Source organism: [Mycoplasma] cavipharyngis, from assembly GCF_042984175.1.
Classification (GTDB): Bacteria; Bacillota_I; Bacilli_A; order Mycoplasmatales; family Mycoplasmoidaceae; genus Mycoplasma_N; species Mycoplasma_N cavipharyngis.
Genome location: NZ_CP155569.1, coordinates 721,400 through 737,293 on the forward strand (window position 1 = coordinate 721,400; position 15,894 = coordinate 737,293).

Consider the following 15,894-nt stretch of genomic DNA (forward strand, 5'->3'; position numbering starts at 1 on the left):
TTATTTATTGTTGCTTTTTTTAAAAAAATTCTATTTTCAATAAATTTTTGATTTGATATATTAAAAGTATTTTCAATTAAATTTAGTGTTTTACTATATAAATCATAATCATTCTTTAAATTAAACAAAATGTATGATAAAAATGAAACAATCGCTTTAAAATTTTTTTAAAAAATAATAACGATTTAACATCAAAATACAAATCTAATAACATTAAAGATATTTTTTGTTTATCTGCTTCAAAACTATTAGCATGAATATCATAATGATATTCTGAATGAATTAAAAAAGATTGTTCGTTTTTAAAATTTGAATATTCCAAATCAATAAAATAAAGTTTATTATCTTCTGAAATTATAAAATTATTTAAATTTATGTCATTTAACATCAATTTATTATTTTCGCAAAACAATAGTATATCTCGCATTAAATTATTAATATTTAAAGCTTTGGTTAGTTTTGATAAAAAATTATTAAAATTTAAAAAAGATAATTCATTTTTTAAAAAAGTTAAAGTTTTTCCTTTAATAAATTTATAAAAAAATAAAACACTTTGATCATAATTAATCCTTTTAACAAAATCAGGAAAAAAATTATTAATTTTTTTTGACATTAACGAATTAATAATTTGTAATTCATTATTTCTTGATTTAATTGATCCATTTCCATTCTGACCCATATACTTCTTTGATTCTTTAACTACATAGTATTTATTATTTAAATCTTTTATTAAAAATATCGAACCGAAAGGTTTTAAAACAATTAAGCCTAAAACTTCAAAATTCTTAAAGGGATGATTATCTTTTTTTGGAATAGGAAAAATATCTTTAATATTATCGGGTTTATATTTTCTTGTTATAAAATTTTTTTCATTAGTTTGAAAATAACGATAACTAATAATGCTATTTTTATAGTGTCTATTAGAATGAGTTCTTGGTCCTTTAAAATTTTTTAATAATAAATATAAATTAATTATTATTTTTTTAGTTTCAAATTCAGATTCTGGATAAATTGTTATAAACTTACCAGTTAAATTATTTAATTGATCATTAGTTAATAATTCAATAAATAATTTAGTATTATTAATGAATTTAAAATTAACTTTATTATCAATACAAAATTTACTAACTATTCTTAAAATCGAATTATAATTGTCATATTTTGCAGCAATATGAATTTTTCATCCTTCTAATAAATCATATTCTTTAAAATTAATAAAAGAAAAAATATCATTAGAATCAACTAAACGTTGATATTTTTTAGTTAATTTTATTTTTTGATTTTTGATTTTTGAATTACAACAAAACATATATTTTTATTTTCAAAATTTTTTTAATTATTTGTTTAATTATAATTTTGTTAATTATTATAAATTAATTTTTAAATTTTTATTAATCAAGAAATAAATAATCCACAATAATATGAAATGAAAATATAAAATAATTATCAAAAAAATTAGATTTTAAATTATCATACTTACTAGTTTATCTAAAAATGAAAGGTTTAATTTATATGCCATTAGTTAATTCAATTCGAAATGATTTGATTTTTATCAATCCAAATAATTTAGAAGTTTATGATCCTAGTTTAGAAATTTCTTATGATATGCGTAGTTTTCGTTGTGTATATATTTTTACTGATAGATGTAAAACCGATAGATGTAAAAAAGTATCAGATACAAAATAATTTTGAAATTTATTTTGTGTAAAAAAAGTTGTTTAATAACATATATAATAAATTTTTGAAGATATCATCAATATCAATCATAATTTTTATAAATGATCATAATTAATTTTCATTATAACTAATTTGTCTATAACTAAAACAAATAATCCTAATTGCTTTTAATAATTCGCAATTAGGATTATTTGTTTAATTAATTATTAATATAAAAATAATTTATTTTTTAACTACAATTCTAATACTTGATCAAAGGATTTTTTCTGTGCTTCATCTAAATGATGACTCACATAAATCACTGTTTTATTTTTGTCATTTAAAAGATTGTTTAAAATTAAATTAGCATTCTTTTTATCTAAATTAGATAATGCTTCATCTAATAGCAAAAAGTTTTTTTGATGAAAAAAGATTCGTGATAAATTAATTCTTTGTTTTTGACCTAATGATAAAGAACTTTCAACATCAAAATCAGTATTATCATAATCTTTTTGATTAATTTCATTTACCAAATTAACTGATATTAAAGCATTAACAAAACTATTTTGATCTTTTGTTTGATCTAATACAACATTATTAAAAATTGTATCTTTATAAATAAAGGGTTCGCTTGATAAATAAGTTAATTGATTTCTTAAAAAGGCATCATTAATTTTTTTAATTTCAGTATTATTGATTTTAACTGAACCTTGATAATCTAAATTCAAGCCCATAATTATTTTTAAAAGTGTGCTTTTACCAACACCAGATGGACCAACAATGGCATATTTTTTGCCTTTTTCAAAAAGATAATTAAAATTTTTAAAAATTGGTTTATTTGCTAGTTCAAGATTTAAATTAGTAATTTTAATTTGTTGAATTACTTCATTAAAAATTGGATTTTGATCTTGAACTAAATTTAAATCTAATTCAGCAATTACTGGTTTAGTACTTTTAATGCTAGAAACATAACTAAAAAAACGCGGAACATAATTAGCAAATTGAGGAAAAGTAGTTAAGAAGAAAATGAAAGTTGCTATTTTTAATTGTTGATTAATAACTAAATAAGCAATAATAATTTCAGCAGAAATACTCACAAAAATTAAAGATTTTTCTAAAATAAAGTCAATTATTGATCCTGTGTTAAATAAAGTTCTTTTTTTCTTAAAATTATCAGCAACTTCATTAGTTATTTTTTCAATAATTAATTTTTGTTTGTTCTCAAAATACAATCTTGAATAACCTTCAAGCAAATTATCCAATTTACTATATAAATTATTTTCAGCTTTATTACTTAATTCAGTTTGTTTTGCTTTAGTTTTAGTTAATGAAATTAAAGGTAAAGCTGAAACTAAAATTAATGCACCTAAAAAAACTAAAACTAAAGGATCAAAAACAAAAGTTGATAATAAAACAACAAAAATTAAACTAATGATTAAACCACTAAGACTAGCAAATGATCTAATTACATTGTCATAAATTTGTGAAGCATTTCTTTGAACTAATAAAAATGGTTTAGTTGGTTCATAACTACTAAAAAACAACTGATTAGCACTTAAAAATTGTTCTTCAAGTTTTTTAATGACAATGATTTTAAATCTATTTTCTAATTTATAACCACCAACCCAAAAAAATCAATTGAAAACAATAACAATAATTGTAATTAAACTATAATAGAGTATTTGATAATAAAATTGATTAGTATTATTAAATGATTGATTAACAAATTGATCTAAATAACTAATAATTATTGATAATAACGCACTTATGGTAATTTCTAATATATCAATAAAAACAACAGCTAATAAAAAAAGTAAAAAACTAAACTTTGCATGTTTTCAAATTAATTTCATAATTAATTTTCCTTACCATTAATTCTAATTACTTGATCATATAAAGCTGCTTCTGAGCCTAAATGATGAGTTACATTAATTAATAATAAATTTTGATCAGCAAAAATTTCTTTAATAATTCCTTGAACATTTTCTTTATCTAAATTAGCTAATGCTTCATCTAATATTAAAACATTTTTGTTTCTAAAAAAATGTCGAGCAAAATTAATTCTTTGTTTTTCACCTGTTGATAAATCATTAATTATTGCTTTATTATTTAAATTAGTGAAATAATATTCATTAGAAAATTGTGCTCTTTTTAGTGCGTTTTTTACTTCTTGTTCTTTATTATCAGTTCATAAACTAACATTATTGTAAATACTATCTTGAAAAACAAATTCTTTAGCTTCTAAATAAGTAAAATTATCATAATAAGTTTTTTGATTAATTGATTTTAATTCTTGATCATTAATTAAAATTTGCCCTTGATAATTATTAATTTGTTTAGTAATTAAATTAATTAAAGTGCTTTTACCAACACCAGATGGTCCAACAATGGCATATTTTTTTCCTGCTTCAAAAACGAAATTAAAATTAGTAAAAATTTCGTTTTGATCATCATATTTAAATGATAAATTTTTAAGAGTAATTTTTTTAATGTTTAAGTTTTTAGTTAGATAATTATCTGTAGTAGTTGGTTTTAAGTTTTTAATAAAATCAAAATATTTTAAATGAGCAATAAAACTATATAGTCGAACAATTAAACCTCTAATATTACTATTAATTATAATAGAAATATTAACAACTAAAAAAATCGAAACAGAAATAGATACTAAATCATGATAATTAATTAATAATAGTTCTAATACAATTGCAAATATAATAAATGTTAAAAATTGAGTCATTGCTTGAATCAACTCAACAAATACTAAAAGACGATATCCTCTAAGTCACTTTTTGTTATATTTTTCTGTTGTACTAATTAATTTTGAAAAGAAGAAAAGATTTTTTCCTAAAAAATAAAAAAACTGATATTTTTGAAAAAAATGATTGATGTTTTCTGAACTTTGTTGTAATATTAAATAATTTTTTTGATATTTAGAACTTGATATTTTTGAAAAAATTAAAAAAGGTAATAAATTTAAAATCAAAATTAATCCAATAATAATTGCTGCAATAATAGGATTTAAAATAAAAATTAAAATAGTTCCTCCTAAAATTCCAAAAAATTTAGCAAACAAATCAAAAACAGCATCAATTGTTTTAACAAATGCAATTCCATCAACGTTTCTAATATTAGCAAGATAAAATGATTTTTGTTTAGTGATAAATTCTCTAATGTTTTGATTAGTTGTATCATCAATTAAATCAAACATTAAATCAGCATTAATTTGTGTTAACAATTTATTTTTAGAAAATTTTGCTATATAAAAACTAAAAATTCCAAAAACAAAAACAGCAATATTAATTCAAAGAATTAAAAATAATTGACTTAAATCATTACTAGATATTGTTGTTGCAATACGAATCAAAAGTGATGTTAAATAAAATACAACAATTTGTTCAAATAAAATTATTAAATAAAATAAAAAAGTAATAATTGTTAAAAAAGGATATTTTTTAAAATATTTAAAAATGTTTTTCATCATTTAATTTTAATTTTTATCATAAATAAATTTTAAAGCAAATTTAATTCCTTCAATCCCTAATAAAAATTTATTATTTTCAATTTTTGTTCCATCATATTCATAAATATGATTTTGTTTAGACATTACTTCAATAATTAAAGATTGATTAATTAATTGGTTATTGTCAAATTGAATATTGAAAGTATTGAAATAAAATTTTTTGACAAAAACAACACCAATAATTCCAAAACCTAACGATATTTTTCTAGTAAAAAATAAATTAATTTCTTGAAATAATTTATTAGTAAAATCTTTGTATGATAGATCATTCGTTTTTATATAGTATAAAGAAAATATGTATAATAAACCAGCAATTCCATTTTGTAAATATGGTGAACTTTTATTGGTTTCAAAAAAAATATCAATTTTTAATTCATTTATAACAACAAATGATTTCTTAAAATTTTCAAATCATTTTTCAAATTCTTCTTTTAAAACTTGTTTATTTGTCTCATTTAAAATTATTGACAATATTTTTAAATACTCTTTTTGAACTGGATCATTTTTAATCTCTTCATCTAATAATTTTGTTTCAATTTTTATTTTTTTATTTTCTAAAATTTTTTTTCAAATTAAATCTATTTTTGATAATTGATTATCATTATTTGTTTCTATAGACAATATTTTATTTATTGTTGGTTTTTTTAAAAAAATTCTATTTTCAATAAATTTTTGATTTGATATATTAAAAGTATTTTCAATTAAATTTAGTGTTTTACTATATAAATCATAATCATTCTTTAAATTAAACAAAATGTATGATAAAAACGAAACAATCGCTTTAAAATTTTTTTTAAAAAATAATAACGATTTAACATCAAAATACAAATCTAATAACATTAAAGATATTTTTTGTTTATCTGCTTCAAAACTATTAGCATGAATATCATAATGATATTCTGAATGAATTAAAAAAGATTGTTCGTTTTTAAAATTTGAATATTCCAAATCAATAAAATAAAGTTTATTATCTTCTGAAATTATAAAATTATTTAAATTTATGTCATTTAACATCAATTTATTATTTTCGCAAAACAATAGTATATCTCGCATTAAATTATTAATATTTAAAGCTTTGGTTAGTTTTGATAAAAAATTATTAAAATTTAAAAAAGATAATTCATTTTTTAAAAAAGTTAAAGTTTTTCCTTTAATAAATTTATAAAAAAATAAAACACTTTGATCATAATTAATCCTTTTAACAAAATCAGGAAAAAAATTATTAATTTTTTTTGACATTAACGAATTAATAATTTGTAATTCATTATTTCTTGATTTAATTGATCCATTTCCATTCTGACCCATATACTTCTTTGATTCTTTAACTACATAGTATTTATTATTTAAATCTTTTATTAAAAATATCGAACCGAAAGGTTTTAAAACAATTAAGCCTAAAACTTCAAAATTCTTAAAGGGATGATTATCTTTTTTTGGAATAGGAAAAATATCTTTAATATTATCGGGTTTATATTTTCTTGTTATAAAATTTTTTTCATTAGTTTGAAAATAACGATAACTAATAATGCTATTTTTATAGTGTCTATTAGAATGAGTTCTTGGTCCTTTAAAATTTTTTAATAATAAATATAAATTAATTATTATTTTTTTAGTTTCAAATTCAGATTCTGGATAAATTGTTATAAATTTACCAGTTAAATTATTTAATTGATCATTAGTTAATAATTCAATAAATAATTTAGTATTATTAATGAATTTAAAATTAACTTTATTATCAATACAAAATTTACTAACTATTCTTAAAATCGAATTATAATTGTCATATTTTGCAGCAATATGAATTTTTCATCCTTCTAATAAATCATATTCTTTAAAATTAATAAAAGAAAAAATATCATTAGAATCAACTAAACGTTGATATTTTTTAGTTAATTTTATTTTTTGATTTTTGATTTTCGAATTACAACAAAACATATATTTTATTTTCAAAATTTTTTTAATTATTTGTTTAATTATAATTTTGTTAATTATTATAAATTAATTTTTAAATTTTTATTAATCAAGAAATAAATAATCCACAATAATATGAAATGAAAATATAAAATAATTATCAAAAAAATTAGATTTTAAATTATCATACTTATCAATTTATCTAAAATGCAAGGTTTAACTCATATGCCATTAATTAATTCAATTCCAAATGATTTGATTTTTATTAATCCAAATAATTTAGAAGTTTATGAGCCTAGTCTAGAAATTTCTTATGATATGTTAAGTTTTTTATGTGTAAATATTATTCCTATAATTAATATTACTAACACTAATGAGTGTAGTACTGAAAAATGTAGAGAAGAATTCGACACAAAATAATTTCAAATTTATTTTATGTTTATAAAGAAAAGACCTTAATTGTTACAAAATAATAACTAAGGTCTTTCTTCTGTATGTAAAAATATTCTTATGATAACAAATACAATAAATTTTTAATTTGAAATATTAAAATTTGTTAAATCATAAAAAAATTATAATAAAACAATAAAAAACTTGAACCATTGTAATTAAAAATGAATCAAGTTTTTTTTAATGTTAGTTTGAAATTTGAAATTAATTAATTAAAAAAATTATTTTTCAATTGCTTGTGCACAACGTTGATCTAAACCTGAAGCATTTAATTCAGTTGCTTGAAAATGTAATTTACATCTTACACAAACTGGATTTTTAGTTTTTGAAACAACTAAATTTTCACCATTTAAGTTAGCAAAACTTAATTCAGCAACCATTAAATATTGTCTTAAAGCATCTAAATCAAAATTATTAGTTACAAATTTTTGATCAAGAACAACTTTAGCTTCAATATTACTATTAATAATTTTTTGATCACGTAATTTTTCAGTTTGTTCATAAACTAAATCTTTTAATTTGAAAAAATAATCTCATTTATTTTGATCGTATGAATCAACTTTAATTTCAGTTACATCAATTCATTTTTCTAAGTGAACTGAAAGTTGTTTATCAGATCAATTTAAAGCTTGATATGCTTCTTCACAAGTATGAGGAATAATTGGTGCTAATAAAATTAAAGTTGTTTTTAAAATTTGAAACAAAACAGTTTGAATTTGACGACGTTTTTGATCATTGACAGCATTGCAATATAAAGCATCTTTAATTAAATTAAAATATCATGAAGAATAAAAATTTAAAAAATTTAATAATTCTTTAGTTGCACAATAAAAACTATATTGTTCAAAATAATTTAAAAAATTAGTTATTGTTTGTTTAAATTTTGCTAAAACATAATTATCGACTTCACTTAACTGATTTTGCCAATCGTTTTTAGGATTAAAATCAGTTAAATTTGCTAATGAAAAACGAAATAAAGAATTGCGAATTTTACGATAGTTACCAATTACTTGATCAAAAACAATTTTACCTAAACGCATATCTTCATTATAATCAATTGATGCTACTCATAAACGTAGAACATCAGCACCATTTTCATTGCAAACTTTTAAAGGATCAACAATATTACCTTTAGATTTAGACATTTTAAAACCATTTTCATCTAAAATAAATCCGTGAGCAATTAAATTTTTATAAGGTGATTGTTGGTTTGTAATAATTGAAGTAATTAATGACGAATTAAATCAACCACGAAATTGATCAGTACCTTCTAAATATAATTCTGCTTGGGAGTTTAAATGATGTTTTGGCAAAATTGAATAAGAAGTACCTGAATCAAATCAAACATCCATAATATCTTCTGATTTAGTAACATTTTTTAAGTTTTTATTTTTAGGTGATAAAAAAGCAGTTGCTGGTAATTCAAACCAAGCATCACAACCTTTTTCATTTAAAACATCAATTGTATATTTAATTTGTTCTAAATCTAATAATGGTTGATTGTTAGCATCAAACAAAATTGGAATTGGCACACCTCATAAACGTTGGCGCGAAATACATCATTCTTTGCGTTTTAAAACAGTATCTTGTAGTTGTTTTAAAACTCATGAAGGATAAGATTTAACTTTTTGACAAGCCTTAATAATATCTTGTTTAATATGATCAATATTGACAAATCATTGATTGGTTGCACGATAAATTAATGGTTTATTACTACGTCAATCATGAGCAATACTATGAGTAATTGTTTCATGAAAATATAAAGCGTTTTTTTCACTTAATCACTTAATGATCATTGGATTGGCTTTTTGATAAAAAACACCTTTTAATTCAGGTATTTTAACTTCGTTAGTAAATTTACCATGATCATCAATTGGACAATAAACATCAATATGATATTCTTGACAAGCTAAATAGTCATCTAAACCAAATCCAGGAGCATTATGAACTAAACCAGTTCCATCATTATTAGAAACATATTCAGCACAAATAATGATGTGCTCTTCATTTAATAAAGGATTAAGATAAGTGAATCGTTCTAATGCTTTTCCATTAAATTGTTTAATAATTATTGGATTTTTTCATTTCAATAATTGTTGAACTGCTAAAAAACGTTCTTTTGATAAAATAAAATGTTTTTCTTGATGTTGAATTAAAAGATATTCAATATGAGGATGAACAGCAATTGCTAAATTAGATGGTAAAGTTCAAGGAGTTGTAGTTCAAATTAAAACTTCAGTATTACTTGGAATTCAATCAATTTGACTAACAATTGGCATACCAACATAAATACTATCTGATTGATGATCATCATAAACAATTTCCGCTTCTGCTAATGCTGTTTTTGAAGATCATGATCAATATACAGGTTTTAAGGCGCGAAAAATTAAGTTTTGTTGCACCATTTTCATAAAAATTTGTAACTGATCAATTTCAAATTGATGATCAAAAGTACAGTAGATTTGACTAAAATCACTTAATAAACCTAAACGTTGAAATTGTTGTTTTTGTTTATTAATTTGTTCAATTGCAAATTGTTTACAATTATTCCGTTTTTCATTTGCTGTTAAATTAGAATCAGTATTTTTATTTTGTTTAATTAATGCTCATTCAATTGGTAAACCATGAGTATCCCATCCAGGAATGTATGGTGCATAAAAACCTTGAAAAGTTTTTATACGAACAATGATATCTTTTAAAATTTTATTAACTGCATGACCAACATGAATATTACCATTAGCATATGGTGGGCCATCATGTAAAACTCATTGTCGATTATTGCCATTACGAACTAATAGTTTTTGATAAATTTGGTGTTCGTTTCAAAATTTTTGTCAAACTAGTTCTTGAGTTGCTAAATTAGCTTTCATTGCAAAAGTAGTTTGATTAATATTTAAAGTTTTTTTATAATCCATAAATTAACTAGAATTTTAATAACACATATAATAATTAGACTTGTTAAAAATTTAATTGCTGACTTATGTTTAATAACAATTAATAACTAATTATAATGTGTTAAATTAAAAAACGAGATAATCAAATCTATTTAGCAATATTAATCATTCAACTTATTATTGCCCATTGTATATATAGGCAATATAACAATAAAACACGTTATAAGATTTTAGCTTCAATTAATGAAAAAATGACTAAATAAGCAACTGATACTGCTCCAAGAACTAAAATTGGATAATTTAATTCATATTTTAAAAAACGCAATGCTAATTCTTTTTTGCTAAGTTTTTGATGATCAACAACTTTTGTTTCACTACGATCTTGTTTTCGTAAAACATAAATAATTGGATAAACAATTTTGTGCATCAAGATATAAAATATTGAACCAAAAGCAATTCCTGTTGAAATTGAAAAACCTAATACGCCAAATAAAACTGTCATTACTAATACTGGTAAATCAATTTTAGTTTTCCAATCAAAATGAGCTAATTCAGACATAATTAAAATTCCAATTAAAATTAAAACTGGTCCAGTAATTGGTTGTAAACTTGGTAAATTATTGCTCTTAACTTGAAAAAAGGGACCAAAAATGGGATAAATCGCAATTGATAATAAAAATAAAGCAGCTATTATTATTGTTGTAAATCCAGTTCTAGCACCTGATTTAATTCCAACTGATGATTCAATATAAGAAGTTACAGTTGAAGATCCTAAAATTGCACCACAAACTGTTCCTGTAGCATCAACTATGTTGCCTTTTTTAAATAGTTCTTCAGTTTTAATTTGATCTTTTTCTAATAAGTTAGAAACTAAAATTAAAGTTCCTGAAGTATCAAAAAAATCAATGTAGAAAAAAGTAAAAATTGATACATAAAATAATGGATTAGCAAAATATTTACCTATACCACTTCATGAGCCCTCTAATAATGGACCAATTTCTTTTAAATCACCATATGGTTGAATTTTAAAGTTGTTTCTTAATCCAACAAAATAATTCAAATACTGCGTTTTAGTTAATTCTGCTTCAGAATAATTTTGATTTTTAGTAACTAAAAAAGTAATTAATAGCATTAAAAAACCTAATAAAATACCAATTAAAATTGCTCCTGGAATATTTAGAAAATATAAAAAGACAATTATGAATAAAGTAATTAAACCAATAATTACTAAAGGATTAGTTAAATCACCAATATTAGTTGGTGGACCAACTTCTCTTGAAACAATTAATCCTGTATTAACCAAACCAATATAAGTAATAAATAAACCAATTAAAATTGAAATTGCAATTCGAAAATTTTTAGGAAAAGCTTGAATGATATATTTTCTTAATGGTGTGATTGCAACAAAAAAATAAACAATTCCTGAAAAGAAAACAGCAATTAATGCACCACTAAATCCTAAACCAAATTGTCCTGCCACAGTAAAAGCAAAAAAGGCATTTAATCCTAAACCTGGTGCTAATACTATTGGCAACTTAGCATACATTCCCATTAAAAAAGTAGCAATAAAAGTAGAAAGTGCTACACCTAAAAACAAAGCTCCTTGATAATTTATAGTACTATTTGATGGAAATGCACTTGATAAAACATTAGGATTTACTGAAAGAATGTACATCATCGCAAAAAAAGTAGAAAAAGCACCAATAATTTCCTTTTTCCAGGTAGCTTTATTAAACTCGAACTGGAAATATTTTTCCACGAATCGTTTCAAGATTAAATTATTATCATCCTTATTTAAATTGGAATAAATACTTTTTTATTAATTAAGATTGTTAAAAATTAAACCATTTTGCAATTAAAAAACCATTTACTAAAAATAAAAAAATCACTAATACCATGCTAACAATAAAAATTATTTGGATTAGTGATTTTAAATCAAATATAGAACTAATAAAAATTGGTTTATCTAAAATGCAAATGCTAAATTAAAACAACAATTAATAAAAAAGTATTATAACTAAAAAAATTTATTTTAATTAAAAAATTATTAATTACTTTAGTTTTGTTACTTAATAAGGAATGCAATAAAAAAACCATAGTATTTCATATCTTTTAAATATAAAACTCTATGGTTGTTATAATTTTTGTGATTAATCAACATTAATGACTGAATAAGAAACAATAAGTTAATATCACATTAAATTATTTACGTTTTGTTTCTTTATGAACAGAAGTTTTTTGACAACGTTTACAATATTTATTAAGTTCTAATTTGTCAGGATGTTTTTTACTATTTTTTTTAGTTAAATAGTTAATTTCTTGACAATCTGAACATTTTAAGCGAATGCTGCGTTTAATAGCCATAATTTATCATACTAGTATTAATTTTAAAATTTAATCAATCTATTTTTTTAGATAAATAGATTGCGTTTAATAAAAGAAAGTTAATTTTTTTAAACAAAATATTTTAAAATTATAAATAGTTTTGTTTTAAAAATTTAACTTGTTTTTAAAAATTAGTTTATTATTTTAAGAGTAATAATTAATGAAATAATTATAATAGAAGATATAATTATTAATCTTGTTTAACAAATTTTAATTAATTACTTTATATCCTAAACTCTAGTATCAATGATAAATTAATTTTTGAAGAAAAAAACAATAATTTTTCATTTTTATTAAAATTAAAGTTAATTTTTAAATAAGAATAAGTTAAAATTTATCATTAGTTAATTATTTTTTTAGAAAATATCAAATTAATTATTTATAATAAAATTTAGTTTTTATTTTCTTAAAATAAAAAATCGGGTAGGTAGCGAAGTGGTTAAACGCTTCTGACTGTAGATCAGACACCTTATGGTTTCGGGGGTTCGAATCCCTCCCTGCCCACCATATTTTGGGCTGTAGCCAAGCGGTAAGGCACCAGACTTTGACTCTGGCACGCGGTGGTTCGATCCCACCCAGCCCAGCCATTTATGATCCACTAGCTCAGAGGTAGAGCATTTGACTTTTAATCAAAGGGTCCAGGGTTCGATCCCCTGGTGGATCACCATTTTAAAATAAATCTGTATATCAACTCTCAAATTTAATCAGATTTAATTCTGAAGAAAATTAGTTAATTCTATTTTTTTTCAGTTTTATGCTGGAGTGGCGGAATCGGTAGACGCCCAGGACTTAAGATCCTGTGAGAGCAATCTCGTGGGGGTTCAAGTCCCCCTTCCAGCACCAGATTTGCAGGTGTAGTTTAGTGATAGAACTATAGTCTTCCAAGCTATAAGCGTGGGTTTGATTCCCATCACCTGCTCCAAGTTAGTATAAATATAAAAAACTCTTAGAATTAAAACCTCTAAGAGTTTTTTATTTATGCTAAAGTCTTTATTTTAAAAAAATTAGATTGTTTTCTAATAAGATAAAATTGCTTTTTAATCGCTTAATAATTTATTAAATCTCTAAATTAAATCATTAAATCAAGAAAAAAACCCAAATTTTCATTTTTTATTTATAATTTTTATAAAAAAGATTTATAATTTTGAATGTTTTTAAAATAAATCAAATTAATAAAAAAGTAAAAAATTTATGTTTGAAGCGATAAAAATTTCGAATAATGCTTATATTAACTATAATCTTAATGCTTTAATTTTAAGTTTAATCATTATTTCGATTCCGATGTTAATTACTGTTTTAGCACCTATTCTAAAACCAACTTTAAGTAAAAAATGAACAATGTTCTTATATTCTTTTACAATTGGTTTTTTTGTTGTTTTAGGTTTGTTTGGCGAAGCTCCTGAAGGAGTTGAAATAATTCAAGCAAATTATGCTGATAGTTTAGTCATTAGAGTTGCAATTATTACAGCTAGTGCTTTACTTGGATTAGGATCAGCGTTTTTCTTGAAATATTTTATGAGTAAAAGATTAAAAATGCTTAATTGAAATAGTGAAGTGCACAGTCATCATATTCATGATGATCAAGTTCATCACCATGAACAATTTCACAAACATGTTCATGGTGAAGATTTCTTTTTAGATCCTAATTTAAAAGAAAGAAATTTAAAAAGTAAATTTTTAGCGATCTATTTATTGTTGTCACATCGAGTTGCTGCTGGTTTAATTTTAGGATTTGCAATTTTTCACATTGTAACTGATGGTGATAGTATTTCTTTACTAATCTTTATTGGTTTTTTCTTGCATTTAATTCCTGAAGAATTCATTTTATATTATCGCATGCGTGATATGAAAATTCCTCGTTTTAGAGCGATGGGTTATTCTGCATTAATGACTTTATTAATCGTACCATTTATTTTTATTGGTGCTAATATTGGTTCATTCATCACACAAGTGCCATGATTAGAAGGTATGATCGATATTATTATTGGTGTTTATTTTGCCTTTGTTGCTTTATTTGAATTATTACCAGAAGTAGTTGCTGAAGCAAGAATTCAAAAACATTGATATATTGCTATTAGTTTAATTCTTATAGGAATGTTATTTGCCTTTTTTGCTGTTAGTTTCCATGGTCATCATGAAGAACATGCAAATGCTGAACAAGCAACTCAATTAATCAATCAAACTAATTTAGTTAATCAAGCAATGATCTTTTTAAAATTATAATTTTGCTAATAATTAACTATTAATCATTTTTCAATATAATCTTAAAATATATAAATCTAAATTAAAAAATTGTCTAAAAATTTTAATCATAATTTATTATTTAAAATAGTTTTTCAAGATAATCATTTATAATTGATTTTGTTTTAAAAAATATTAAAATAGTAGTTTAATTTTCAAATAAAAAATAGTAATAATATTTTTTAGTATATAATACTTTATTGTTTCTAACAATTTATTAATTAATAAGCATTTATATATTTTCTTTTTTGGTCACATAGCTCAGCGGTAGAGCCACCGGCTGTTAACCGGTTGGTCGTAGGTTCGATCCCTACTGTGACCGCCATTATTGGCCCGTTGGTGAAGTGACGAACACACACGCCTTTCACGCGTGCATTCACGGGTTTGAATCCCGTACGGGTCGCCATATTACAAAATATTTTTTTGGTCCAAAAAATATCTCCATAAATTGCAATCAATTTTGGACCATTTGCGGAGTGTTAGCTCAGTTGGGAGAGCATCTGCCTTACAAGCAGGAGGTCGGGGGTTCGAGCCCCTCACGCTCCACCATTTTATTTTGTTAATAAAAACTTAAAAAGCCAGTAAAAATGGCCTTTTTTGTTGCCGACTTAGCTCAGTTAGGTAGAGCAACTGACTTGTAATCAGTAGGTCGTAGGTTCGATTCCTATAGTCGGCACCATTTTAATATTAACTTTATTTAAGCATTAATTTAATGCTTAATGCATCTGTGGCGGAACTGGCAGACGCGCTAGACTTAGGATCTAGTATCATTAAGATGTGTGGGTTCGATTCCCTCCAGATGCACCATAATATTTTAATAATAAGAAAACCCTTTGC

10 protein-coding genes and 10 tRNA genes are annotated in these 15,894 nt (G+C 22.5%); 13 read left to right on the forward strand and 7 right to left on the reverse strand.

The window, feature by feature from the left end; translation table 4 throughout:
• Positions 1-115: 115 nt before the first annotated feature.
• Complete coding sequence (locus MCAV_RS02895) at positions 116-1,309, reverse strand: hypothetical protein (protein ID WP_391591634.1); 1,194 nt, start codon at positions 1,307-1,309, stop codon at positions 116-118.
• A 203-nt stretch (positions 1,310-1,512) separates the two neighbouring features.
• Here MCAV_RS02895 and MCAV_RS02900 point away from each other — a divergent pair, with 203 nt between their 5' ends.
• Positions 1,513-1,686 carry a hypothetical protein gene (locus MCAV_RS02900; RefSeq protein ID WP_391591635.1) on the forward strand — a complete coding sequence of 58 codons (174 nt, stop codon included), beginning with the start codon at positions 1,513-1,515 and terminating at the stop codon, positions 1,684-1,686.
• A gap of 224 nt (positions 1,687-1,910) precedes the next feature.
• Here MCAV_RS02900 and MCAV_RS02905 read toward each other — a convergent pair whose 3' ends face one another.
• Genes MCAV_RS02905 through MCAV_RS02915 form a run of 3 tightly spaced genes read right to left on the reverse strand, consistent with a single transcriptional unit; the run spans position 1,911 to position 7,111 of the window.
• Complete coding sequence (locus MCAV_RS02905; RefSeq protein WP_391591636.1) at positions 1,911-3,509, reverse strand: ATP-binding cassette domain-containing protein; 1,599 nt, start codon at positions 3,507-3,509, stop codon at positions 1,911-1,913.
• Positions 3,510-3,511: 2 nt separating this feature from the next.
• Positions 3,512-5,134: an ATP-binding cassette domain-containing protein gene (locus MCAV_RS02910; protein WP_391591637.1), complete on the reverse strand. Its 1,623-nt coding sequence runs from the start codon at positions 5,132-5,134 to the stop codon at positions 3,512-3,514.
• A 9-nt stretch (positions 5,135-5,143) separates the two neighbouring features.
• The gene (locus MCAV_RS02915) at positions 5,144-7,111 is read right to left on the reverse strand and encodes a hypothetical protein (RefSeq protein ID WP_391591638.1); all 1,968 of its coding nucleotides are present in this window, start codon (positions 7,109-7,111) and stop codon (positions 5,144-5,146) included.
• 201 nt (positions 7,112-7,312) lie between these two features.
• Here MCAV_RS02915 and MCAV_RS02920 point away from each other — a divergent pair, with 201 nt between their 5' ends.
• The gene (locus MCAV_RS02920; protein ID WP_391591639.1) at positions 7,313-7,507 is read left to right on the forward strand and encodes a hypothetical protein; all 195 of its coding nucleotides are present in this window, start codon (positions 7,313-7,315) and stop codon (positions 7,505-7,507) included.
• A gap of 251 nt (positions 7,508-7,758) precedes the next feature.
• Here MCAV_RS02920 and ileS read toward each other — a convergent pair whose 3' ends face one another.
• The 3 genes from ileS to rpmG all read right to left on the reverse strand — a co-directional run bounded on the left by ileS (position 7,759) and on the right by rpmG (position 12,795).
• Complete coding sequence (gene ileS / locus MCAV_RS02925; protein ID WP_391591640.1) at positions 7,759-10,452, reverse strand: isoleucine--tRNA ligase; 2,694 nt, start codon at positions 10,450-10,452, stop codon at positions 7,759-7,761.
• A 199-nt stretch (positions 10,453-10,651) separates the two neighbouring features.
• Positions 10,652-12,202, reverse strand: coding sequence for an NCS2 family permease (locus MCAV_RS02930; RefSeq protein WP_391591641.1), 1,551 nt, complete (start codon positions 12,200-12,202; stop codon positions 10,652-10,654).
• Positions 12,203-12,633: 431 nt separating this feature from the next.
• Positions 12,634-12,795, reverse strand: coding sequence for a 50S ribosomal protein L33 (rpmG, locus tag MCAV_RS02935; RefSeq protein ID WP_391591642.1), 162 nt, complete (start codon positions 12,793-12,795; stop codon positions 12,634-12,636).
• Between the two features lie 442 nt (positions 12,796-13,237).
• Between rpmG and MCAV_RS02940 the strand changes: the two genes are divergently transcribed.
• From MCAV_RS02940 to MCAV_RS02990, 11 genes are all read left to right on the forward strand, one after another.
• A tRNA-Tyr gene (locus MCAV_RS02940) sits at positions 13,238-13,323 on the forward strand.
• Between the two features lie 5 nt (positions 13,324-13,328).
• A tRNA-Gln gene (locus MCAV_RS02945) sits at positions 13,329-13,403 on the forward strand.
• Between the two features lie 5 nt (positions 13,404-13,408).
• Positions 13,409-13,483: transfer RNA gene (locus tag MCAV_RS02950), tRNA-Lys, on the forward strand.
• Positions 13,484-13,572: 89 nt separating this feature from the next.
• Positions 13,573-13,659 (forward strand) — tRNA-Leu (locus tag MCAV_RS02955).
• A gap of 5 nt (positions 13,660-13,664) precedes the next feature.
• A tRNA-Gly gene (locus tag MCAV_RS02960) sits at positions 13,665-13,738 on the forward strand.
• Between the two features lie 269 nt (positions 13,739-14,007).
• The gene (locus MCAV_RS02965) at positions 14,008-15,039 is read left to right on the forward strand and encodes a ZIP family metal transporter (protein ID WP_391591643.1); all 1,032 of its coding nucleotides are present in this window, start codon (positions 14,008-14,010) and stop codon (positions 15,037-15,039) included.
• Between the two features lie 268 nt (positions 15,040-15,307).
• A tRNA-Asn gene (locus MCAV_RS02970) sits at positions 15,308-15,382 on the forward strand.
• A gap of 5 nt (positions 15,383-15,387) precedes the next feature.
• Positions 15,388-15,463: transfer RNA gene (locus MCAV_RS02975), tRNA-Glu, on the forward strand.
• Between the two features lie 67 nt (positions 15,464-15,530).
• A tRNA-Val gene (locus tag MCAV_RS02980) sits at positions 15,531-15,606 on the forward strand.
• A gap of 53 nt (positions 15,607-15,659) precedes the next feature.
• Positions 15,660-15,736, forward strand: a tRNA-Thr gene (locus MCAV_RS02985).
• A 42-nt stretch (positions 15,737-15,778) separates the two neighbouring features.
• Positions 15,779-15,864: transfer RNA gene (locus MCAV_RS02990), tRNA-Leu, on the forward strand.
• Positions 15,865-15,894: the final 30 nt, after the last annotated feature.